We start from the raw sequence: 21,119 nt of genomic DNA on the forward strand, positions 1-21,119 counted from the left end.
CAAATTTTTGCTATTTTAATGTTACTATTTTAGTGAGGCCAAGTGGAAATAATAGCTTTCTATACTTCAAAAACATTTAAAACTGGCAGTCATAGGCGATACAAGCGAGCTTTAGAGGCGCTATCTCTACGGCATAATGTTACTTTGTTCTATAAAGGTGACGTTTCTTCCAATTTCAACTTGAAGAACGGTTGCAAAAAGAAGATAACGTGGTTCGGTGTCGCTAAAACATTGTCCGAGAAGATTCTAACCAAGAAAGATGTAAGTTTTTTCGGTTTTGGATTAGAGCCCTGTTTTTACGGTTGTATATGGGCTCTTCTCTTCAAACGGCGGGCAATATCATTCATCCGTGGCTATGAACTAGCTGATGCTCGAGAATCGCAGAATTTATTAAGTAATCTGAGATTGATTAAGGTTGTCTTTTATGAATATTCAATAATTTTATTAAGTAAGAAAATTGTTTATCAGACCGCTTCTCACTTAGATTATATTCTCGAAAATTACAAGCTGGCAAGGTCTGTTTTAATCAGAAAGGCTATCGTTTTACCAAATGATCTTCCGCCATCGTTGCCTAAAGAAAGTTGGGGGCATGAAGTTTGCGAAAGAAAAAAGAATGTTGTTTTTGTGGGGAGTCTCATACCTAGGAAAAACGTAGATATGCTGATTCAAGCTTTCTTGGAGTGTAATGAGTTATATGATAGCTTAGACATTATAGGCGACGGTCCCTTAAATAATAGTTTGAAAAAAAAATATGCAGAAGAATCAAAAGTAAACTTTATTGGGCAGACCAAAAAGGCTCAATGTTTTATTAGACAAGCATACTTAGTGGTAGTGCCCTCAAATCGAGACCCTTATCCAAATGTAGCATTGGAAGCCATCTCAGAAAGTACGGTAATAATCGGCAATAATGTTCCTGGAGTTAGAGACATATTGCTTTACAATGACTTGCTTTTTTCGGATAAAAAAACCTTGGTCGAGAAGCTGACTATGATCTCGAATTCTCTGGAATACCATAGTAAGCTGAAGGATAGAGTAGTAAAGAGAAAGGACGATCTATCTTTTGATTGGGATGCAGAAGTTTCAAAAATCATAGAGAACTGTTCATGAAGAGAATAGTTTATTACATTGTACCGGAAATGACTATTGGAGGTGTTGAAAGTGGCTTGTCAGATAATATTGGGGATTTAAAAGAGTTTTTTGATATCCGCGTTCTTTATGTTAAAAGAAGAGGGGTGATTAATGTTGGTCAAGAAAGTGTTTGGAAAATGCTTTTTTCTAAAGACAAACCAGATCTGGTTATCACATCGCTGTGGTGGGCACATTTGCTCGGGTTTTATTTTAAATCACGCGGAGTAAAGTGGGTATGCTTTATTCATAGTACACGCTACAAAACGTTCCCAACTAAGATTATATCAAAACTATCTTTTAAATTTTCAGATTTTTTATGGGCAGACTCCATCTCCACACGTGATTTTATAGTAAAAGAAACACTGCGTAACGATGTTGGCATTATACCTTTCAATAGAAAATCTTGGAAAAGGGATTTAGAGCTTCAACCACGATTATTCGATGGAATCTATGTAGGAAGAAATAGCACAGAGAAAAGATTAGACATTTTAACTAACTTAGTGCGTCAGATTATAGAGCTAAAGCCTGACTTTTCTTTCACTTTTATATTGTCAGGGCAGGATGTTAATAAACATGTCGATAATCTTGTTGCGTCTTTTCCTTTAAATATTTCGGTCAAGTATAATCTCCCTAAAAATGAAGTTATAAGGAACTTAGAAAAGCATAGTTTTTTTTTCCTGACGTCAGATTTTGAAGGTATGTCAATGGCAACGATAGAAGCAATAAGGGCTGGATGTGTTCCTGTCGTAAGAGTGGTCGGTGAGATGAATAACTACTTAGATAAAAAAATAAGCTGTATTAGTATTGATGATATAAAAGACCACAGGCTGAAAGATGTAGCTCGCCGAGTAGTCTCGATCCGTCACAATGAATCAGTAAAAGTTGAGATGAATAGAGCTGCAAATGAAGCATTAGATGATTTGGGTGACTACGTTGAAAACATGGTCGAGCAAGTTTCGTTTATCGTTAACAGCCAGAAGTTGTAAATTATTCTATGCTTAGATCGGCACTTTTAATCGGCGGATGCGAACGTAGTGGGACTACGATGCTTGCTGATTTTATTTCGAAAACTGAAGATGTGGTGGTTACTCCAGAATCACATTTCTTCATCAATATCTATGAGCAATATGGGATAGGTCCGTGGGACTTCAATACGAAAAAAGATGTTGTTGCATATTTGTCTAATGATTTTAGATTTAGCTTGTGGGGCATCGATATTGTCAAGTTGGCTGAACAAAAACCAGTCAACTCATTGCAAGATATTATTACCGTTTGTGTGAATGAGTACTCGGTTAAAACGGTAGGAAAAGAATGTAGTCTGTGGCTTGACCATACACCGCACAATATTCGAAAACTATCGTATTGGGAAAACATAGCAACTGGTAACTTTGAACTTGCAGCTATCCACATCGTTCGCGACGGTAGGGGAGTATATAATTCTGTAAGAAAATTGGACTGGGGACCTAACCTAGCTTCTACGACTGCATTGTGGTGGGAAAATAATGTTCTTTTGTCCGCGATGTCGCTTTCTCGTTCTTCCGTAAAGACGATGGAAATACGATATGAGGATTTTTTGATAAACCCAGAACATGTATTAAAGTCAGTATGTGAGAAGTTTTCTATCTGTTATACTAAGGAGATGATCTTTGGTGGAGGTTTCAAAAAGCCTAGCTATACTCTTCATCAACATGAGTTAGTAGGGAAAAAGGCTTCGAGTGAAAGGTCCTATAATTGGAAGAGTGAGTTGTCAAAAGATCAGGTAGATGTATTTGAACGTTGCGCTGGCGATGTGCTTATTGCTTTAGGCTATAAGTTATCTAAGTACTCTAAGCGCCGAAGATACAATCCTATTTTTTTAAGTGCGGACTTGTTCTGGGATGCAATATTGAGAAAAGTAAAGTGGAGTTACAACCTTAGGCGTAGAAAGCGATCATAAGGGGTATATCGCAAGGTAGAACTGAGTTTTTCATATTAATCATGGCTGCTAGCTAAAGAATGTGTTATCTGGGGTTAAGAGAAACCATGGAATTAGTGAACGCGTTCCTCAAGGACTTTTTCGGCCTAAGAAAAAAATGATTTCCGATTTTTGATTGCGAAAAAATTCCAACTTGTCTTTTTTTCTACAATTGTCATATTAGGTCTGAGCGTGGCCCAGAACAGTGGATAACCCGTTAAGGAAGCACACTTAACGATGTGATCCATGGCAAGGCAAGCAACGCCGATCAAGAAAAACGTCACCTGTTACACGGAGCCTGTCAACATAATTGACACATGAAATGACTGTGGCTCTTTAAAACCCCGAGGTCTGCGGCACCGGGCCCCTCTCGGGATTCAGCTGCACTACCTCTGGCAGGCTGAGTTCCTGGATGGCAGCCGACCAGCGCTCCGGATGACGTTGCTTCACCGACTCGAAGACCTCCCGGCGCTGGGCCAGAATGCCTTTGGCCTGGCCGTTATAACGCTGGCCGGGGGTGACGTAGCGAAGGGCGCTGTGCCGGTGCTCATGGTTATACCGCTCGGTAAACTGCTGGACTCAGTCCTTGGCATCGACCAAGCTCTCGAAGCCGTCGACGGGGAAGCCCGGTTGGTACTTCAACGTACTGAAGGCCGACTCGGCGAAGGCGTTATTGTTACTGACCCTTGGCCGGCTATACGATGGAGTGATGCCCAAGTCATACAGCTTCTTCGGAAAAGTCGAGGCCTTCATCGGGCCGCCGTTATCTGAATGCAAGATCAAGGGCTTATGACAATCCGTCAGGTGCTCTCGCCAGCAGACCTTCTGGATCAGCTCAGCGGCCAGCTTACCGGCCTCCGTCTCATAAACCTCGTGCCCAACGATCTTACGGCTAAAGACATCCATGATCAGGTATAGATACCACCAGGTGCCGCGAGCCGGCCCGGGAAGCCACGAAATATCCCAGCACCACAGGCGGTTTGGCTCCGTGACTTGATGCGTGTTCGGCGAGCGCTTGCGCTGCGGGGTCTGCTGGCGGCTCCGGCGATGCTGCTGGCCGGCTTCATGAAGCACTCGGTACATCGTCGATTCAGAGGCCTGGTAGCAGCCCTTGTCCGCCTGATCGGCCATGATGAAGGCCGAAGGGCGGCTCCGGTACAACGCCACGACCGCTTCTCGCTCCTCGGGAGACAGCTTGTTGGCCGCCTCCGGACAGTCGGTATCGGGGCGGCAATCCGCCGTCACTTTGACTTCGGCGACCCAGAGGTAGTAGGTCCGCACGTTGCCCCCATCACCTGACAGGCCTTGGCCAGCCGAGCACCGTCACGCTGGTCGTCTTGCACCAGAGTCACGATACCTTGGCGATCCGGGAGGCTGGCCAGTCGTCCTCGTCGTTGGTTGTGCCCCAGATCGCCTCTGCTTTTTTGACAGCGTCAGTAGTGCCGCCATCTCGGTGAGTACCTTGTCCTTGCGACGAAGCTCCCGCTCCAACTTGAGGAGCCGCTTCTGTTCTTCCTTGTGCGGCTGGCGCTGCTGCTTGGACTTCTCCGCTGCATCCGTGTTGGCGTTCATGCAGGCATGCCGACAGGCCTCCACCTGTTCGGGGTAGAGCCCGCGCTCACGGCAGTAGGCGCTGACTTCGGCCTCGTTCATCGGGGGTGTTTCCAGAACGCTCTGGAACTTCTCCTGGCTGGTCCACTGGTCGGGCTGGGTGGAACGTGATGGCAAAACCTGTCCTCGTGCTCTGCCCTGTTTCCACCAATTGTAGAGGGTTGTCGCTGTGATGCCTTCCTGCTCGGCCAGTTCCGGGATGTTCATGCTCATGGATGGCGCCATCTTCTTGAGGATGACTTCCTTACGCTCTGCGGGGAAACGCACTTTGTTCACCTCTCAATCCGTTTAGGTTACAACAACGTTGCCGCATAGGGAGGCTCCGTCATCAACGAATCGACGGTGTTGCACTCAGAAGCTGCATCCGCCCGGTTTATGTACACGGTCTGTTTTGTATGGAGAATTTATGAAGGTCGGTTTTATAGCTAATAGTGGCTGGTATTTAAGTAATTTTAGGGACTCTACGATCGAAAGGCTTTCAAAGCGCTATAACGTGGTCTGTTTCTATCCCTTCGAAAACAAAGAACAAAAAGTAGAAAGTCTGAGTGCTAAGAAGTGTAATATTTACTTAAATCCGACAAGTGTCAATTTAGTTAAGGAGTTTTTTTCTCTCATATCGATTTTTTTAAATATTATGACAAACAGACCGAAGATTCTATTTTCATTCAACCCAAAGACAAATCTCTACGCGCTGATATCCTGTTATTTGCTTCGAATACCGTGCGTCCCTAATGTTTCTGGCGTAGGCGATGCTTCTAATCTAGGGGGTATTGCAGGTAAATTGTATAGAGTTTTATCTAAGTTTTTTTATCGTCGCTCACACTTTATTTTTTTTCAAAATTTCGATGACTTGGACAAGTTTGTTGCACTGGGATGGGCGGATCCTGAAAATTCTTGCGTTATACCTGGTTCTGGTGTCGACTTGAAGAGATTCCGGCCAAGGAAGCGCGATGGGTATGTTACTTTTCTTATGGCGTCCCGCCTTATTAAGCCTAAAGGAGTTGTTGAATACGTAGAGGCTTCTAGGAATATTCTCGAGAGTTATAATCAGATCAAATTTTACCTGGCAGGGATCCACGATAAGTCTTTGAGATCAGTTGACACGAAGTTTATTGAAGGGCTAAGCGGCGATGGTGATGTCGAGTTTTTAGGCCATGTCGAGGATATGCCTCGTCTCTTGGACAATATTGATTGTGTAGTATTGCCATCTTACTACCCTGAAGGGACTCCACGATGTTTGCTTGAAGCTATTGGTGCCGGAAAAATTGTTATTACGACCAATACACCTGGTTGTCGTGACGTTGTGGTTGTTGGTGAAAATGGTTATCTAGTTGAACCAAGGTCTATCTCACAGTTGGAAGAAGCTATTCGTAAGGTGGTCTCGATGTCTCGTTCTCAAATTGAGGAAATGCAAGTTTTTTCAAGGTTGTTAGCAGAGTCAAACTTCGACGAAGAGGTTGTTATCCGGAGATATATAGAGGTTGTGGAAAAATTTACTAACACATGACTTTATGAGCTTGCTTACAAGGGCATTGAGACCGTCTGATTAACATTCCAGTTGATAAAGGAATTGGAAATCTGCTTTGACATTCCTACATCATATTAGTTGGTGATTGATGATAAGGTGCTGTCTTTGGGATGTGGAACTTGTACAGTTAAGTGCGTCATCTTTGCATCTGCAGGAGCGCTTCTTTCGGTCCTGTAAAATGACACCCCTCCAGAGCTGCACAAGCTATAGTGCAGCGATCAGGAGGACGCGATGAGCAATGAACCCATCGTCAAACGCTGGACCGCGAATCGCAAAGCCGACGTGGACATGGGCATCGTCAAGGGCAAGACCACCGTCGCTGAAGTGGCTCGCCCGCAACACCTCACCGTCTCCGAGGGATCGATGAGGCCTAGCGCAGCAAGGAAAGCGAGCTTAGGACTCGCCCGAAGGACTGAAGTGACCCCCTCCATAGCTGCACAGGGTATAGTGCAGTCATCAGGAGGACAGGATGAGCGACCACATCAGTCTCTGGGTTATGTGGCACCCCGAGCACACCTCGCATTAACTGGATAAGGTGTGCAGAAACCAGGGGGTCATTACAGCAAGACTGCGGAGGCGGGCTTGGAGGAAGCGCTGATCTATCGGCTCGGGGCGCTGGGGCGCGTGCAGCAGCCGTTGGCCCGTCGCTCTAATAACGGGCTTGTTTTTAGCAGTCGTCACTACACGGACACGGTGAAGGCCTATGGCCTAGCTTAGGAGTTCACAACGCAATATACACCAGAACAGATCGGACTCGTGGAGCGCTTCTTTTGGTCCTTGAAGGAGGAGTCCATCTGGCTCCATCACTTTGAATCGCAGGGTCAGGCGAGGGCCGTCATCAATCGCTGAATGAGGTACTACAAAGAAGAGCGGCCACACAAGTGTCTGGGCTACGTGGCACCCCGAGCACGCCCGACATTAGCCGCGTAAAACCAGAAGGGCATTACACGGACGCGTAAAGCGCGCACGCCCGGATCTGTCGGGGGGGGCGGGGTTAAGCAATCGGTTGACATTGACCTTGATATTCATGGTGAATGATTATGTATACGGATTAAATACTCTTGGTCTATAGATAAATATTCTAAATCTATTTTTTTAAAATCCGCGTATTGGTAGGGTGAATTTGTGAGTTATACCTATGAGCGTCGCCATTCAAGATGGTATGAGAAGTTTCTATTGGGTGTGCCTTTTCAAATTTTATTTGGGTTGCCTTTTGTGGTAATTTTTCCTTCTTTGGAAAGGTGGGGGTGGGGGTTTTGGAATAATCTTAGCGACAACCGTATTAATACCATGTGTGCGATAGCTTTGGCTTTCGTGATAATTATATTTTTCTTGCGTAGATTTACGAGGTTTCCTGGTGTGCGTGTCGCTGCTTATGTTGCTCCGACAGTAAGTTTAGCATTTCTCGTAATCGTTGCTATTTTGCTTTTTACGAGGGAGGCTTATACGCGCCAAGTGCTTTTTATGGGATACTTGGCGTGTCTTGTCTGGTTTTTTTCAGGTTACTTTATAGGACGACGTTATCGACAATTGAAGATTGGAGTCGTCCCGGTCGGTAATGCTTTAGACATGGAGTCGCACTCAAAAATAGAATTGAGACGTCTAAGTTCGCCAGAGCCCGACGGCGTACGCTACGATGCTATTGTTGCGGATTTAAGAAGCGATAACTTGGGTGCGAAGTGGGAAAGGTTCTTAGCTGAGTGCACACTCTGTAGAATTCCTGTATATCACGTAAGGCAAATACACGAATCAATGACCGGAAAGGTTAGGGTCGACCATCTTTCCGAAAATGAATTTGGTTCGTTGATGCCTTCTGCCATTTATTCAAATGTAAAGCGTGTCATTGATTTGATTGGTGCTTTATTGCTACTTCCTCTCTGTGTTCCTATTATGCTGGTCACGGCTGTATTGATCCGAAAAGAAAGTGAGGGGCCTGCCATTTTTCGACAGAAGAGGATGGGTTTTAGAGGGGAGGCATTCGAGGTTTATAAATTTCGTAGCATGTATGTGGGCAAGGCGGGAAAGGGATTTACTGACGGGGACGACGATCCACGCATAACGCGAGTAGGAAAAATCATTAGAAAGTACAGGATAGATGAGCTTCCCCAGCTTTTTAATGTAATTAAAGGCGAGATGAGTTTTATTGGCCCTCGTCCCGAGTCGATGGAATTATCGGAATGGTACGAAAAAGATGTACCTTTTTTTAGGTATCGACATGTTGTTCGACCAGGTATTTCAGGGTGGGCGCAAGTCGAGCAGGGGTATGCTGCAGAAGTTGAAGGTATGATTGAAAAACTTCAATATGACTTTTATTATATAAAGCATTTCTCCCTTTGGTTGGATGTCCTAGTTTTGTTCAAGACCGTGAAGACTGTGTTTACCGGTGACGGCGCAAGATAAAATTAATTTGGTCGATAATAAATGTTTCAAGAAAAAAATTGTGCTGTTGCTTTCTCCTCCAATATTACGCCGAAGTGGATGTATGTTTTTTGTCTTGGGCTGACGTTCATCTATGGGGGGTTACGCATATGGCTTCCTGATGTTGGCCAAAAGGCTGGAACAGTTATAGCTTTGCTGGCATTGTTTCTGATTCTATGGAAGGGGACGACGCTTCGAACCAGTATGGTATTCTGGTGTCTGCTAGGAGTCCTGATTGCACAACTGTTAAGCTGGGGGGCAGGGTACTATCACCATCCGGACTGGTTGCCAGATAACCCCGAACTGGATCGACTTGGTAAGTGGTTTTTGTTCGTAGGTGTCGCATTCTGGCTTGGTGGTATGCGTAAGAATGTGTGGACAATGTTGCTGCTGTCATTAATCGGCTTTATGGCAACTTGCTTTCTTTTTGAAGGTTCGATTGAACAGTGGTTGCATGGCTTGCAGGGTAAAAGAATTGACCTTGATATAAGGAATGCTCAACATACCGCCATGTTTTTTGGCGTGGCTGTTATTGGTTTGTTGTGCTTTTCTAAGCGTTGCTTTTCACTTGGCCGTTTATCAGTGTTGACGGTTCCTTTTTGGGTCACTTCATTCGCAGTTTGCCTGCTGGGTGTCTTCGTGACTCAGACTCGTGCAGTGTGGCTTTCGTTGACGGTTACCACGTTTCTCGCGATTCTTATATTTTTGATAGTCATCTTCAAGGGGGCTGTCTCCAGAAGTATAAAAAGGCAAGGAATCGTAGCACTTGTGTGTATTATTTCTTTACTTGCAACTGCAGGTGCTGTCTTCAACGATACTCTCGAAAGACGTCTTTCGGCCGAAAACTCGGTTATGGCGAATGCTTGGCAAGGCAACTGGGAAGAAGTGCCTTACAGTAGTATTGGTAACCGGCTCCACACGTGGCGGGCTGGCCTCGAGTGGTTTGCGGAACGTCCAATCGTCGGATGGGGAGGCGAGGGCCGAGGCTTGGTGATCGACCATACGGATTGGCTTCCTCAGGCGGTGAAGAACGAGTATGGACATCTCCACAACACGCTACTGGACTTCGTCGTGAGCTACGGCCTGCTGGGGTTGTCAGTCATTATTGTTCTTGTTATATGGACTGGGTTAGGAAGCTGGAAGGCCTGGCGAGCAGGCGTTATGCCGACGGAGGTTTTTGCGTTTGGCTGGGCATTTTTTGTCTACTACTTCATCGTCAGCCTATTTGAATCCTATAGCTTCTTCTGGACAGGGTCCTACATCCAAAATGTCGTGATGGGTGTGGTGGTCACCTTTATCTGGCGCTGGCAGTTGGAAACCGGTAATTCGGTTTTCTCATGTCGAAAGAAGCTGACTGCCTCATAGAGGCTCAGGACTTTTTGCTCTGTTCAATGTGCTGTAGCACGAAATTTTCATGTGCCTTGATATGGGTCTGGAAGTAATCGTGACCGCTGTATTCACTCCAGTCTGCAGAGGGGGTTCCGCTCAGTAACCTCTTAAGCTTTCGTTTCAGTTGTCGCTCAAGCCCTGGCGTGCCTCCAAGATCGTGCATGGAGTGCAGCGCCAGGGTTTTTTGTTTCTGAGCTTCCAAGCTAAGCGGAAAGCTGGCGATCTTGTCGTCTCGAGGTGTTGGTGCGTTGATTTGGGTTGGCCACACTCCCGCAGCGGCGTGGGCGGGTCCCCTCGGGAATCCGCGGGTGCTCTTCAAATGGTTGGCGTAGAGCAGGAGGTGGTCCGGTGCGTGTTCGCTTTGCTCGATGGCTGCCTGCAGGTGGCGGGTGCTGGCGATATGGTCGGCGTGAGGGTCGATGTCTGGATGGGGCGTGATGATGGTTGTTGGTTTGATTTTGTTCAGTAGCGCTGCGAGGTCGCTCTGGAGATTTTCCCCGGTATTTTGCGCTTGCCCGTCGGTGGGGAGAGAAAGTTTGTTCCACCGGCGATAGGCGTCTGGTGTGAGCGTCGGTGCCGAGTGTGAGGGTACGAGGGTGTTTGGCGTTTCATGCAGCGCTGCAAGGGTGTCGTTGAAGTAGCCTAGCATGATGAGTTGCTCTGCCGGCACACCGGCGAGCAGCGGGGTGGTGGCGCTATTCCAGGCGCGAATAAAGCCCTTTCGCTGTGAAGCCTCCTCGAGTGAATCATCGAGCCCTGGCCAATATTGCTTGTCGAGGCGTTTAAGGCGCTCGCCCGCGGTGATGGTGACGATCCAGGTGTTCTTGGGGTGCTGGCTGTAGACACCGAAGGCAGCGAGTTCGGCGTCATCAGGGTGGGGCGCGATGATAAGGATTGGTCCGTTCGCCAGGTCCGGATTGCGAAAGCCGATTAGGGTGGCGTCCGCCTCAAGCGTCAGATGTTTCAGCGTTAGCTGGAGTTGGTCGAGTGACTCTATGCCTGTGAGGTTGATCAAGCGCTTGCCGGTCTCATTGGGCTCGAGATACTGGGTAAAGCGTTCCGTAGGTTGGCTGTTGCTTCGGTCGATGATTGTGACTGCAGGCAACTTCCAGCGAGACGTTGCCCGGTAGCGTACCTCCAGCATCCAGGTGTTGGGTCGAACGTCGCCCGCGCTCAGTGCAGCGATGGCGGGGTCAGCCAACTGAATGATGCCATTGTGGTCGATGTTGGCCTTGCATTCCCAGTCGGGGGCAAGCGGCAAGTGGTGGTCACGCTGGATGGGCATAAAGGCGTTCCGAAGGGGCTTCTGTCAGTGCCATAAGTTGCGCGATAACGCCTTGCGGTTCAAATGCTTTGATCATCTTATCATCGACGATGACAGGGTCTTGAACAGCTTCCAGAAGCTTTTCAGCAAGGCCAGCATCGCTGGGCTCGGCCAGCAGCCTGCCTTGCGGGCCCGCCAACACCTCACTGATGCCGCCTGGTACCTTGCAGGCGACGCACTGGGTGCCGAGGGCCAGGGCTTCGACCAAGACGATACCGAGCCCCTCGAAGTTGGAGCTGAGCACCAGGGCGGTTGCGTCTTTCATCCAGGGGTAGGGGTTGTCCCGCTGGCCCAGAAAGTGGACCCGGGCGGCAAGACCGAGACCCAGCGTCATTTCTTCAAGGTGGCGACGTTCGGAGCCATCGCCAATGATGACCAAGTCGTGGTCTAGGCCTTGGTTCACCGCCAAGTAGTAGGCCTTGAGCAGCCGTTGCTGGTTCTTTATTGGAACGAGTCGTGCAACATGTACAAGGTAGGGGCGGGGGATGGCCGGTTCTGCCGTCTCTGTTGCCTTGCGGCGTATGGCTTCGATCGGTACCGCGTTGTAGAGAAGTTCACTCCTGCTGACTTTTACCCCTTGGCGATCCAGATAGTCGCCGACTTCCTGTTGCACGCCTCTGGAGACGTGAAGTAGCTGCTTGCCCTGGTACATGGTTCTCGTTAGCCAGCGGCCTTTTGCGGTATTCGGAAATCGCCCTGTCACGGCTTCGACGACGCGCCAGGTGCGTTCGTCATCGAACGCCCAGAGGTTTTCGAAGGCGCCTTGGCCTCGAATGAGGATCAGATCGAAACGACCATGTTGAGCTTCCAGTGCTGCCACATAGTGTTTGAAGGCATTTGAGCAGCGCCTGCCGCGCCAGACGAACCCTGACTGCTTGATAAGGGGAGACAACAGCGTCTTGTCGGCAAGATGAATGAAGCGACCTAGGCCCTGGCGACTCTCGCGGTCTACGTCGTATTGGTGGAGCCGGCAGGTTTCTCTATCGGCTGACGAGACTTCCCCCTTGAGGACCAGCAGATGGGCCTCGTGGCCGGCGCTTTGCAGCGCCTTTGCAAGGGTTCTTGTGGCCTGCTCTATCCCGCCCATGCCCATTCTTCTTAGCACGAGCAATACGCGCTTTTTGTCCTTCATGCTCCCGGTCCCAGCTTTTTCTTTGATTTTTCGTTAGTTTAGCAGGTGATTGGTCGGTGCGAATGGCCGAAATAGCGCAGTTTATGATCCAGCATAGTCGGCCCAGTGGAGAGCGGGCGCCCATGGAGTAAAGGGTAGAGGTGGAGAGGAAGCATCGCCGTTGATGTTTCGAGAGGGGGTGGCTCGAACCTGCATAGCATTATGTGGTCTCATTGTTCACTTTTGCGATCGCAGGACACAAGGGCGCCTATCATGAGAACGCTGGTGGTGGTGAGATCCCTCAAGATGGGCGGGATGGAGCGGGTGGCGGTCAACCTGGCAGATGCCTTTCATGAGGCGGGCTATGAAAGCCATCTGGTGTATTTTCGCAAGGTCAAGCGCCCCCTAAGACCAGAGCATTCCGAGGTCAAGGTGCATCACCTGCCGCTGCAACAGCGTAATCGATTGACGCTGGTTGGCTATGGCCTAGAAGTGTTGGCCCGCCTGTTACTCAATCCGCTGATGGGCAGGGCGTTGTTCCTGGGGCTTGGCGTAATGGGCGGCGTCGTGTTTCGGCACTGGTTGAAGCGCTTCGAGCAAGAGCACGGAAGAGTAGACCGTATCGTCTTTCGGGGCATCGGTACCTTCGAGCTGGTCTGGAGCTTTCGCGACAAACGTGCCCGCTACGTGCTCGAAAATATCTTCCACTTCAATGGTGCCAGTCGTCGCAAGGCCCTGTTTGCTCGCTGCCTATACCATCGCCGGGATATCGTGGCAGTGTCTCAGGGGGTGGCCGAAAGCTTGCGCAAGGCGCAGACACTCTGGAAATTTCGCCCACGCTCTCTCACGGTGATTCCCAATCCTTGTCCGCTGCGCTCGATCCGTGAGGCGATGCTGGAAGCCAATGACGCAATACCATCCGAGCCATACCTTTTGAACGTGGCGCGTCTGGTGCCGGCCAAGGGGCACGACCTGCTTCTGCGTGCCTACGCGCGATCCGGTACTAGCTTGCCGCTGGTGCTGGTGGGGGATGGTCAGGAACGAGATAGCCTGGTGGCCTTGGCGAACGAATTAGGCATCGCTGACAAGGTCATCTTCGCCGGTAATCAGCACAACCCGTACCCCTGGATGCGCCACGCTCGGCTGTTTGTGCTCAGCTCGCGTTTCGAAGGCATGGGCATTGTGCTGTTCGAGGCGCTAGCCTGCGGCACGCCAGTATTGTCGGTGGACTGCCCGGGAGGCGTGCGAGAGATTCTCAAGGGTGAACTCGAGACCTGTCTGGTTGAACGTAGCGAGGAAGCCCTCGCTGTCGGAATCACCGCTGCACTCGAAGGGCCCAAGCCTGAAGTGCGTGAGCAATGGCTTGACGACTTCAGACCTGAGCGGGTGGCCCAGGCCTTCGTTATCCGTCGATGAAAGCCCGTTAGTGATGGCCCGTTAGATGGCCTGTGGTTTTAGGCTGGCTGATGTAGGCATCGTGCGCCCATGTTTTGGGGGGCTGTCGAATCGGCGCCAGACTCTCTTAAGGAGACAGATGTCATGAAGGTATTGGTCACCGGTGGAGCAGGCTATATCGGGACCCACACCCTGGTCGAGCTGATCTCCGCCGGGCATGAGGTCGTTGTCTACGATAGCTTCTGCAACAGCTCACCCAGGGCTATTGCAAGGGTTGAAGAGCTGGTCGGGCAGAAGGTGCCTGTGGTCCGTGGGGATATCCGGGATCGCGCCTGTCTGGACAGAGCCTTTGCCGAGCACTCGGCGGAAGCGGTGATCCATTTTGCGGGCCTGAAGGCCGTCGGCGAAAGCTATCGGCAGCCGCTTTCCTACTACGACAGTAACGTGACGGGCACCCAGCGTTTGCTCGAGGCCATGGAGGAGGCTGGGGTCAGATCGATCGTGTTCAGTTCCTCCGCCACGGTTTACGGCGAGGACGTGCCGGTGCCTTACGTCGAGGCCATGGGACGAGGCAGACCTTCCAACCCCTATGGCGCGACCAAGGCCGTGGTGGAGCAGATGATCGAGGATCTGGTCCGGGCCGACGATCGCTGGTCCGCGTCCTTGCTTCGCTACTTCAACCCGATCGGCGCGCATCCCTCCGGGCGTATCGGTGAGGATCCCCAGGGTATCCCCAACAACTTGCTGCCGTTTATCTCCCAGGTGGCGGTGCGGCGTCTGCCGGAGCTGTCCATCTTCGGGGATGACTATCCAACCCGGGACGGCACCTGCGAGCGTGACTATCTGCACGTGGTAGATCTGGCTGTGGGGCACGTCAAGGCGCTGGAGGCGATGAAGGAAATGACATCGTCGGGTGTCGCAACCTATAACCTGGGCACCGGCAGGGGCACGACGGTCCTCGAAATGGTCCGTTCCTTCGAGCAGGTGACGGGGCAGCGGGTACCGTATCGCATCGCTTCACGCCGTGAAGGCGATCTGCCTGCCTTCTGGGCAGACGCCTCGAAGGCAAGATTGGAGCTTGGCTGGAGCGCAGAGAAAACGCTGGAAGACATGATGCGGGATAGCTGGAGTTGGCAGTCGGCAAATCCTGAGGGGTATGGAGGCTAGTTGAGATTTCTATTTTGGCAGGCGTGGCGCATGGCTGTGACTTCCGTCTAGTGCTGTAAAAACTGCGCTAGAACGCTTGTTTTGTGTTTAAGCACATTAGTTGCGCACGGTAGGGCCAAGTATCTGTTCTGGTGAACGTAAGAAGCCGCTGATGATAGGGAGTCCATTCCTTGGTCGGATGCTTCCTGCATGCCTTCTCGCAGCGTATTACGCGTTCTTTTTATCGTGGATCATCTGGACTCAGGCGGAGCGCCTGTAGTGGTCAGGGATTTGATCGCAGGCATGGTCAGCGCTGGTGCAGAGGTCACCCTGCTGATCCTGAGTGACCGACAACGTCACCGTCTGCCTGCTGAGGTGCACCTGGTGACGATGCCCTATGTGGTCAAAGGGAACCTCAGCAAATGGATGCGCTATCGGGCCCACGCGAAGATGCTGGATCGCTGGTTGAAGGAGCAAGCTCACGCCTTCGATCTGGTTTATGCGCACCTGCACCACGCCCATCAGGTGGTATCGCGCTCAGGGCTCAGGGACGTCGCCTGGTATTGCCTGCATGCCGACCCGGTGATTGGCTTTCTCGGCAACAAACATGGCTTCTCGCGGTTATTGAAGAAGCGCAAGGTGCGCGCCTTGTACCAGGGCCGCAAGCTGGTCACCGTATCTCAGGCGATGCTGGATCGATTGTGTCTGCACTTTGGTGTGACGCCGTCTCGTGGCGTGGCCATCCATAATCCGGTCGCCATCGACGATATTCGCCGCTTGGCGGGCTGTGACGTCGATGACGTACCTGATGACTACCTACTGTATGTGGGGCGAATGGATATTCGCCAGAAGCGGCTGGACCGACTGCTTGACGCTTATCTAGCCAGTGGCACCGTCCTGCCATTGATCATGGTAGGTGGAGGGGCAGGGCTAGACGAGGTCAGGTCGATGGTAAAAAAGCGCCAGTTGGAGGGGCGAGTCCTGACCCTGGGGCCCCGGGAAAATCCCTATCCGTATATCGATCGGGCGCGAGCGCTGCTCCTGAGTTCCGACTATGAGGGGTTTCCGCTTGTTCTGCTCGAAGCTTTGGTCTGCCAGACCCCCGTTATCAGCGTCGATTGTCCCACCGGCCCGGCAGAGATACTGACCGGTGATTTGGCGTCGTGGCTCGTACCGCTCGACAGCATCGAGGCCTTTGGCGCCTGTATTGCTCGCCTGGTGAAGGACACGCAGCAGATTGATGACACCCAGTGTGAGCACTATCGGCTGGAGAACGTCGTCGAGCGTTACCTGGCGCTGCATGATGACGATTAGCGCACAGCCGCATTTGGGCGGCCCGCTAGCCCAGGAAAGCAGTGCCTACACTGGCTTTGTCAGGGAGAGCTGTCGCCGAGCTCGTGTTGGCTGAAACGCTACCTGCTGTCCTGGCTGAGATCCCCGTCGAACTGATCCAGGTAGTGGTGGAGGCGGGCGGAGACTTCCTTTAGGTTGTCGTGGCCACGCAGTTTGTTGGGTGTCAGCGAGTCTTCCAGCAGGCGCCATCGCTTGGCCGCCTGGCGTGGCAGGGGCCTGACGTGGGCGTCGACCCAGGTGAAGTCACCCTGCTTGTCGATCAGCAGGTTGTTGAAGTGAAGGTCGCGGTGGACAAAGCCTGCCCGGGCCAGTTGGGCCACTTCTTTGCTGAACTTGTCGAGAAAGCTCGTCTGCTGAGGGCGGGGGAGTTGATCAAACACATCGCCCGCCGTTGTCGCACCGCTGACCCGCTCCATCAAAAGAAGTGATGCGTTTCTGTTGAGGGGATTAAGGCTCAAACCCCAGCCGTGGAAACGTGGCGTGCGAAGTCCCGCCCGCTCGAGGATGCGCATGCTGAGGTACTCCTTGCGCGCATCCGACTGGGCCAGCCAGCGTTTTTCGAGATAGTCCCGTGTCAGCCACTTGAAGGGCTCGAGCGTCTTCGAGAACTTGTCCGGCACCACCTTGGCCAGAATCCTGCCGTCCTGGGAGACAAAAAAGCGGCTGGAGCCCACCGCCTCGAAGGCGGCGGTGGTCGTGGTCTGAGACAGCGCAAGACGCTCCGGCAGGTCGCGGGTGTGGAACATCAGGTAGCGTCGGCGCCGGTCGTTGAAGGGAATATCCAGAAGCTGCATGGTTCAGGCTGACCCTGACTGCAGGGCTTCGAACTTCGGCAGCACGTTTTGTGTGAGAAACTGCTGGTAGTGCCGCGGTTCGATGGTGACGGGCGCCTCGGCCATGCGCGCCATGGCGCTGGCAAGCCCTGCCTCGTCGTTGCGTGCCACCAGAAAGTCCTTAAGCTCTTGGGTCAGGATCTCCTTCGGGCCACTCGGGCAGTCGACGCTGATCACCGGGGTGTGCAGCAGCAGCGCCTCGATCAGTACTCGCGGCAGGCCTTCTGCGTCCGAGGTCAGTACCATGGCCAGGGCGTCTTGTATGTAGGGGTAGGGGTTGGCGGTATAGCCAAGCCAGTGGATGTGATCATCGAGCCCCAGCTCGCCGATCATGTCCCTTAGTCGTTGTTCATTCTCTGGCTTGCCCTTGCCCAGCAGCACCAAGGGTATATCGAGACCATGCTCGTCCCGGGCCTGGCGATAGGCCTGCAGTAGGCGGTCCTGGCGTTTGCGCGGCTCGATGGCGGCAACCGACAACAGGTAGCGGCCTTTTTCGACCCCTGGTGGCAGGCTCAGAGGCTCATCTGCCATTGCGACAAAGGGCTCCCGCTCGTAGGGATTGTAGATCGGGATGATCGTCTCGGCTTCAAGTCCCACCACCTGCTCTAGGTTTTCCTTGACGCCCTCGGACACCGCGATCACCTTGCGCCCGCCGTAGAAGCGGCGCACCTTGGCAAAGGCCTTGTCCCGGGCGGCCGGGTCACTGAACTTGGCGCTGACGTCGGACTTGATCCAGAAGTAGAGGTTGGGCCAGTCCAGGTGCCGGGTGATCTTGTCGCAGGAGCAGGAGATCACCACCTCTGGCCGCCAGGTTTCAAGGGCCTTCTGGACCTTGCGGGCCTGCCACTTTTCGGTCAGTACCGTGGAGGTCGCCTTGGTCAGGCGCGTGACCACCGCCAGGTTCTCGATATCGAGGCCATCAGGAAGGCGGTGCTCTACCTTGTCGCGCAGGGTGAAGACCTTGACGGCGTGACCACGCTGGCGCAACTGATCCGCCGTGTACAAAAGCGACTTCTGGGCGCCGCCCCCGTAGAGGTCTTCGATGACAAAGGCGATTCGCTGATGGTTCACGGTGGCTCCGGTTGAGAATCAGTGGCGGCTGCGGACACCAAAGTTTACCACAGAGCCTTGGTTGGTCTCTTTGCACCTGGAATCTGTTTGCTGCTCAAGTCGCCGGCTCGTACGCTGCGAAGGTTCGTCAAGTGGGCTTTCCTAATTTCAGTGGTATCGCGTTACAATTGGCCCAGTTTTGGAACAGGTGTACATATGAAGATTCTGATTACCGGGATGGCGGGTTTTATCGGTCACGCGGTTGCCAAGCGGTTGAGTGGTCAGGGGCACGAACTGGTCGGTGTCGACAACTTGAATGACTACTACGATGTGGCCTTGAAGGAGGCGCGCCTTGCCGATCTCAAGGGGTGTGAGGACGTCCGCTTCGAGCGTCTGGATATCGCTGATCGTGAGCACGTGGAGCGCCTGTTCAAAGAGGAGGGCTTTGACAGGGTTATCCATTTGGCGGCGCAGGCTGGCGTGCGTTATTCGCTCGAGAACCCTCACGCCTACGCGGATGCCAATCTGGTGGGGCACCTCAATATTCTTGAGGGCTGCCGTCACGGTCGGGTGGAGCACCTGGTCTATGCCTCGTCCAGTTCGGTCTACGGGTCCAACGACAAGGTGCCCTTCGCCACCGACGATGACGTCGACCACCCCATCAGTCTCTATGCGGCCACCAAGAAGGCCAACGAGCTGATGGCCCATACCTACTCCCACCTGTATGACCTGCCCACCACCGGGCTCAGGTTCTTTACCGTCTATGGCCCCTGGGGGCGCCCTGACATGGCGCTGTTCAAGTTTACTCGAGCAGTGCTGGAAGGCCGCCCCATGGACGTGTACAACCATGGCGACATGTCCCGGGACTTCACCTACATCGACGATATCGTCGAGGGCGTCGTACGCGTGCTGGACGTGGTGCCACCCCCTCGTGGCAGTACCGAGGTCACCACCGATACCGCCTCTGCCCCCTACGCGCTCTACAACATTGGCTGTGGTAGCCCGGTGTCGCTGATGGACTTCGTTCGCGCCATCGAAAAAGCGGTGGGGCGAGAGGCGATCTGCCACTACAAGGACATGCAGCCGGGTGATGTGCCGCGCACCTGGGCGGACACCGAGGCGTTGTATCAGGCAACCGGGTATCGCCCGCAGATGCCGGTGGAAGAAGGCGTCAAGCGCTTTGTCGATTGGTATCGCCAGTTCTACGCGGTGTAAGCCATGTGTCAGACATGTGTCAGCCCAGGGGGAGCAAAGGGCGATAGGTTGTGCCTGCAGGTGCTCTCGCTATCCCATTTGACCCAGGCAAGGAAAGGGCTGTGCCATTTGCAGGGCGGGATTGTTATCCTTTGCCGATCAAAAATTTCATTGAGTGAGTGACAAGGGATGAAGATCACCATTTTTGGCACCGGCTACGTGGGGCTCGTCACCGGGACCTGCCTGGCGGACGTCGGTCACGATGTCATCTGCATGGACGTGGATGAGAACAAGATTGCACGCCTCGAAGCCGGGGAGATCCCGATCTTCGAGCCGGGCCTTGAGCCCATGGTCAAGGCCAACGTGTCGGCTGGGCGGCTCAAGTTCACTACCGATGCCGCCAAGGCGGTCAACCATGGTGTGTTGCAGTTTATTGCTGTGGGCACGCCGCCGGATGAAGACGGCAGCGCGGATCTGCAGTACGTGCTGGCGGTGGCCAAGGCCATCGGTGAGCATATGCAGGACGACAAGGTGGTGGTCGACAAGTCCACCGTTCCGGTGGGCACCGCCGATCGGGTCAAGGCGATGGTGGAGTCCCAGCTCGAGCAGCGCGGTGTCAGCCTGAACGTCGACGTCTGCTCGAATCCTGAGTTTCTCAAGGAAGGCGCGGCCATCGAGGACTTTGCCCACGGTGCGCGTATCGTGGTCGGTACCGACTCCGATAAGGTCAAGCAGCTGATGCGGGAGTGCTACGCGCCCTACATCCGTCTGCAGGAAAAGCTGATGTTCATGGACGTGCGGGCGGCAGAGCTGACCAAGTACGCCGCCAACGCCATGCTTGCCACCAAGATCAGCTTCATGAATGAGATCGCGAACCTGGCCGAGCGCCTCGGCGCCGACGTGGAGCAGGTGCGTCGCGGCATCGGCAGTGATCCGCGGATCGGCTACCACTTCATCTACCCGGGCTGTGGCTACGGCGGTTCCTGCTTTCCCAAGGACGTCCAGGCGCTGGCGCGCACCGCCCGCGAGGTGGATTACGAAGCCGAACTGCTGGGGGCGGTGGAAGCGGTAAACCAGCGCCAGAAGCAGACGTTGTTCGCCAAGCTGGCCAGCGCCTTCGACGGCGACCTCAAGGGCCGCACCATCGCCATCTGGGGGCTGTCGTTCAAGCCCAACACCGATGATATGCGTGACGCCCCCAGCCGTACCCTGATGGAGGCCCTGTGGGAGGCTGGCGCCAGGGTCCAGGCCTATGATCCTGAGGCCATGGGCGAGACCCGACGCATTTACGGCGAGCGTGATGACCTGATGTTGGCGGGGGATCGCATCCAGGCGGTCAAGGGCGCCGACGCCCTGGTGATCTGCACCGAGTGGAAGGAGTTCCGCTCGCTGGACTTCCCCTGGCTCAAGGAGCAACTGTCGATGCCGGTGGTGGTGGATGGCCGTAACCTCTACGACCCCGAAAGCGTGCGTCGTGCAGGGCTGATGTACTACGCCGTCGGTCGTGGTGATTCGCTTGAGGGCGTTGCGTAAAGAACGCTGAAGGAGAAGGGGCTATCTGGAAGGCGTTTTAACAGACAGCGCGTGAGCCGCATTGCCTGCTAGCTCTAATAAAGATAGCCGTAAAGAGAAGCGCCCCGAAGGCCTTGGCCTTCGGGGCGTTTTGTTATTGGCGCTGGTGTCCC

The 21,119-nt window shown here is 52.8% G+C and carries 17 protein-coding genes; 11 read left to right on the forward strand and 6 right to left on the reverse strand.

Annotated features, from left to right (window positions below; genetic code table 11):
* Positions 1-42: 42 nt before the first annotated feature.
* Genes NH448_RS23630 through NH448_RS06650 form a run of 3 tightly spaced genes read left to right on the forward strand, consistent with a single transcriptional unit; the run spans position 43 to position 3,064 of the window.
* Positions 43-1,107, forward strand: a complete 1,065-nt coding sequence (locus tag NH448_RS23630) for a glycosyltransferase family 4 protein (protein ID WP_253028594.1) — start codon at positions 43-45, stop codon at positions 1,105-1,107.
* Positions 1,104-2,114 carry a glycosyltransferase gene (locus tag NH448_RS06645; protein WP_253028595.1) on the forward strand — a complete coding sequence of 337 codons (1,011 nt, stop codon included), beginning with the start codon at positions 1,104-1,106 and terminating at the stop codon, positions 2,112-2,114. The genes NH448_RS23630 and NH448_RS06645 overlap by 4 nt, the downstream gene beginning before the upstream one ends.
* Positions 2,115-2,122: 8 nt before the next feature.
* Positions 2,123-3,064: a sulfotransferase gene (locus NH448_RS06650; protein ID WP_290442695.1), complete on the forward strand. Its 942-nt coding sequence runs from the start codon at positions 2,123-2,125 to the stop codon at positions 3,062-3,064.
* A 597-nt stretch (positions 3,065-3,661) separates the two neighbouring features.
* On the opposite strand, the gene NH448_RS06655 is transcribed toward NH448_RS06650, so the two are convergent.
* Together NH448_RS06655 and NH448_RS06660 are read right to left on the reverse strand one after the other, a co-directional pair.
* Positions 3,662-4,363, reverse strand: a complete 702-nt coding sequence (locus NH448_RS06655; protein ID WP_253028597.1) for a DDE-type integrase/transposase/recombinase — start codon at positions 4,361-4,363, stop codon at positions 3,662-3,664.
* Positions 4,364-4,405: 42 nt separating this feature from the next.
* The gene (locus NH448_RS06660; protein WP_253028598.1) at positions 4,406-4,969 is read right to left on the reverse strand and encodes a transposase; all 564 of its coding nucleotides are present in this window, start codon (positions 4,967-4,969) and stop codon (positions 4,406-4,408) included.
* Between the two features lie 130 nt (positions 4,970-5,099).
* Between NH448_RS06660 and NH448_RS06665 the strand changes: the two genes are divergently transcribed.
* The 3 genes from NH448_RS06665 to NH448_RS06675 all read left to right on the forward strand — a co-directional run bounded on the left by NH448_RS06665 (position 5,100) and on the right by NH448_RS06675 (position 10,004).
* Entirely contained in the window at positions 5,100-6,200 is a 1,101-nt protein-coding gene (locus NH448_RS06665; RefSeq protein WP_253028599.1) for a glycosyltransferase family 4 protein, read from the forward strand.
* Positions 6,201-7,346: 1,146 nt separating this feature from the next.
* On the forward strand, positions 7,347-8,621 hold the full coding sequence (locus NH448_RS06670) for a sugar transferase (RefSeq protein WP_253028600.1): 1,275 nt from the start codon (positions 7,347-7,349) through the stop codon (positions 8,619-8,621).
* 21 nt (positions 8,622-8,642) lie between these two features.
* Complete coding sequence (locus NH448_RS06675) at positions 8,643-10,004, forward strand: O-antigen ligase family protein (protein WP_253028601.1); 1,362 nt, start codon at positions 8,643-8,645, stop codon at positions 10,002-10,004.
* Positions 10,005-10,008: 4 nt separating this feature from the next.
* Here NH448_RS06675 and NH448_RS06680 read toward each other — a convergent pair whose 3' ends face one another.
* Together NH448_RS06680 and NH448_RS06685 are read right to left on the reverse strand one after the other, a co-directional pair.
* Positions 10,009-11,313: a PIG-L family deacetylase gene (locus NH448_RS06680; protein ID WP_253028602.1), complete on the reverse strand. Its 1,305-nt coding sequence runs from the start codon at positions 11,311-11,313 to the stop codon at positions 10,009-10,011.
* On the reverse strand, positions 11,297-12,484 hold the full coding sequence (locus tag NH448_RS06685; protein ID WP_253028603.1) for a glycosyltransferase: 1,188 nt from the start codon (positions 12,482-12,484) through the stop codon (positions 11,297-11,299). Before NH448_RS06685 ends, NH448_RS06680 begins: the two co-directional genes overlap by 17 nt.
* A gap of 294 nt (positions 12,485-12,778) precedes the next feature.
* On the opposite strand from NH448_RS06685, the gene NH448_RS06690 reads away from it, so the two are divergent.
* The 3 genes from NH448_RS06690 (at position 12,779) to NH448_RS06700 (ending at position 16,318) form a co-directional block, all read left to right on the forward strand.
* Positions 12,779-13,879 (forward strand): glycosyltransferase, encoded by a 1,101-nt coding sequence (locus NH448_RS06690; RefSeq protein ID WP_253028604.1) that lies wholly within the window; start codon positions 12,779-12,781, stop codon positions 13,877-13,879.
* Positions 13,880-14,002: 123 nt separating this feature from the next.
* Positions 14,003-15,025, forward strand: a complete 1,023-nt coding sequence (galE, locus tag NH448_RS06695) for a UDP-glucose 4-epimerase GalE (RefSeq protein WP_253028605.1) — start codon at positions 14,003-14,005, stop codon at positions 15,023-15,025.
* Between the two features lie 189 nt (positions 15,026-15,214).
* The gene (locus NH448_RS06700; RefSeq protein ID WP_253028606.1) at positions 15,215-16,318 is read left to right on the forward strand and encodes a glycosyltransferase; all 1,104 of its coding nucleotides are present in this window, start codon (positions 15,215-15,217) and stop codon (positions 16,316-16,318) included.
* A gap of 98 nt (positions 16,319-16,416) precedes the next feature.
* Here NH448_RS06700 and NH448_RS06705 read toward each other — a convergent pair whose 3' ends face one another.
* Together NH448_RS06705 and NH448_RS23635 are read right to left on the reverse strand one after the other, a co-directional pair.
* Positions 16,417-17,151 (reverse strand): lipopolysaccharide kinase InaA family protein, encoded by a 735-nt coding sequence (locus NH448_RS06705; RefSeq protein ID WP_253028607.1) that lies wholly within the window; start codon positions 17,149-17,151, stop codon positions 16,417-16,419.
* A gap of 3 nt (positions 17,152-17,154) precedes the next feature.
* Complete coding sequence (locus tag NH448_RS23635) at positions 17,155-18,261, reverse strand: glycosyltransferase (RefSeq protein WP_253028608.1); 1,107 nt, start codon at positions 18,259-18,261, stop codon at positions 17,155-17,157.
* Positions 18,262-18,456: 195 nt separating this feature from the next.
* On the opposite strand from NH448_RS23635, the gene NH448_RS06715 reads away from it, so the two are divergent.
* Both NH448_RS06715 and NH448_RS06720 read left to right on the forward strand, forming a co-directional pair.
* A complete protein-coding gene (locus NH448_RS06715; RefSeq protein ID WP_253028609.1) occupies positions 18,457-19,455 on the forward strand; it encodes an NAD-dependent epimerase in 999 nt (332 codons plus the stop codon).
* A gap of 168 nt (positions 19,456-19,623) precedes the next feature.
* Positions 19,624-20,967 carry a UDP-glucose/GDP-mannose dehydrogenase family protein gene (locus tag NH448_RS06720; RefSeq protein WP_253028610.1) on the forward strand — a complete coding sequence of 448 codons (1,344 nt, stop codon included), beginning with the start codon at positions 19,624-19,626 and terminating at the stop codon, positions 20,965-20,967.
* The last annotated feature ends 152 nt before the right edge of the window (positions 20,968-21,119 follow it).

Origin of the sequence: Halomonas sp. OfavH-34-E (assembly GCF_024124525.1) — a bacterium.
In the GTDB taxonomy this organism is placed as follows: domain Bacteria; phylum Pseudomonadota; class Gammaproteobacteria; order Pseudomonadales; family Halomonadaceae; genus Halomonas; species Halomonas litopenaei.

What these genes read in the sequence shown, in the direction of transcription:
- NH448_RS06705 (WP_253028607.1), bottom strand. Translation starts at nt 17,151, where the DNA reads ATGCAGCTTCTGGATATTCCCTTCAACGACCGGCGCCGACGCTACCTG.
- NH448_RS06650 (WP_290442695.1), top strand. Translation starts at nt 2,123, where the DNA reads ATGCTTAGATCGGCACTTTTAATCGGCGGATGCGAACGTAGTGGGACT.
- NH448_RS06680 (WP_253028602.1), bottom strand. Translation starts at nt 11,313, where the DNA reads ATGCCCATCCAGCGTGACCACCACTTGCCGCTTGCCCCCGACTGGGAA.
- NH448_RS06700 (WP_253028606.1), top strand. Translation starts at nt 15,215, where the DNA reads ATGCCTTCTCGCAGCGTATTACGCGTTCTTTTTATCGTGGATCATCTG.
- galE (WP_253028605.1), top strand. Translation starts at nt 14,003, where the DNA reads ATGAAGGTATTGGTCACCGGTGGAGCAGGCTATATCGGGACCCACACC.
- NH448_RS06645 (WP_253028595.1), top strand. Translation starts at nt 1,104, where the DNA reads ATGAAGAGAATAGTTTATTACATTGTACCGGAAATGACTATTGGAGGT.
- NH448_RS06665 (WP_253028599.1), top strand. Translation starts at nt 5,100, where the DNA reads ATGAAGGTCGGTTTTATAGCTAATAGTGGCTGGTATTTAAGTAATTTT.
- NH448_RS06690 (WP_253028604.1), top strand. Translation starts at nt 12,779, where the DNA reads ATGGAGCGGGTGGCGGTCAACCTGGCAGATGCCTTTCATGAGGCGGGC.
- NH448_RS06675 (WP_253028601.1), top strand. Translation starts at nt 8,643, where the DNA reads ATGTTTCAAGAAAAAAATTGTGCTGTTGCTTTCTCCTCCAATATTACG.
- NH448_RS06685 (WP_253028603.1), bottom strand. Translation starts at nt 12,484, where the DNA reads ATGAAGGACAAAAAGCGCGTATTGCTCGTGCTAAGAAGAATGGGCATG.
- NH448_RS06720 (WP_253028610.1), top strand. Translation starts at nt 19,624, where the DNA reads ATGAAGATCACCATTTTTGGCACCGGCTACGTGGGGCTCGTCACCGGG.
- NH448_RS06715 (WP_253028609.1), top strand. Translation starts at nt 18,457, where the DNA reads ATGAAGATTCTGATTACCGGGATGGCGGGTTTTATCGGTCACGCGGTT.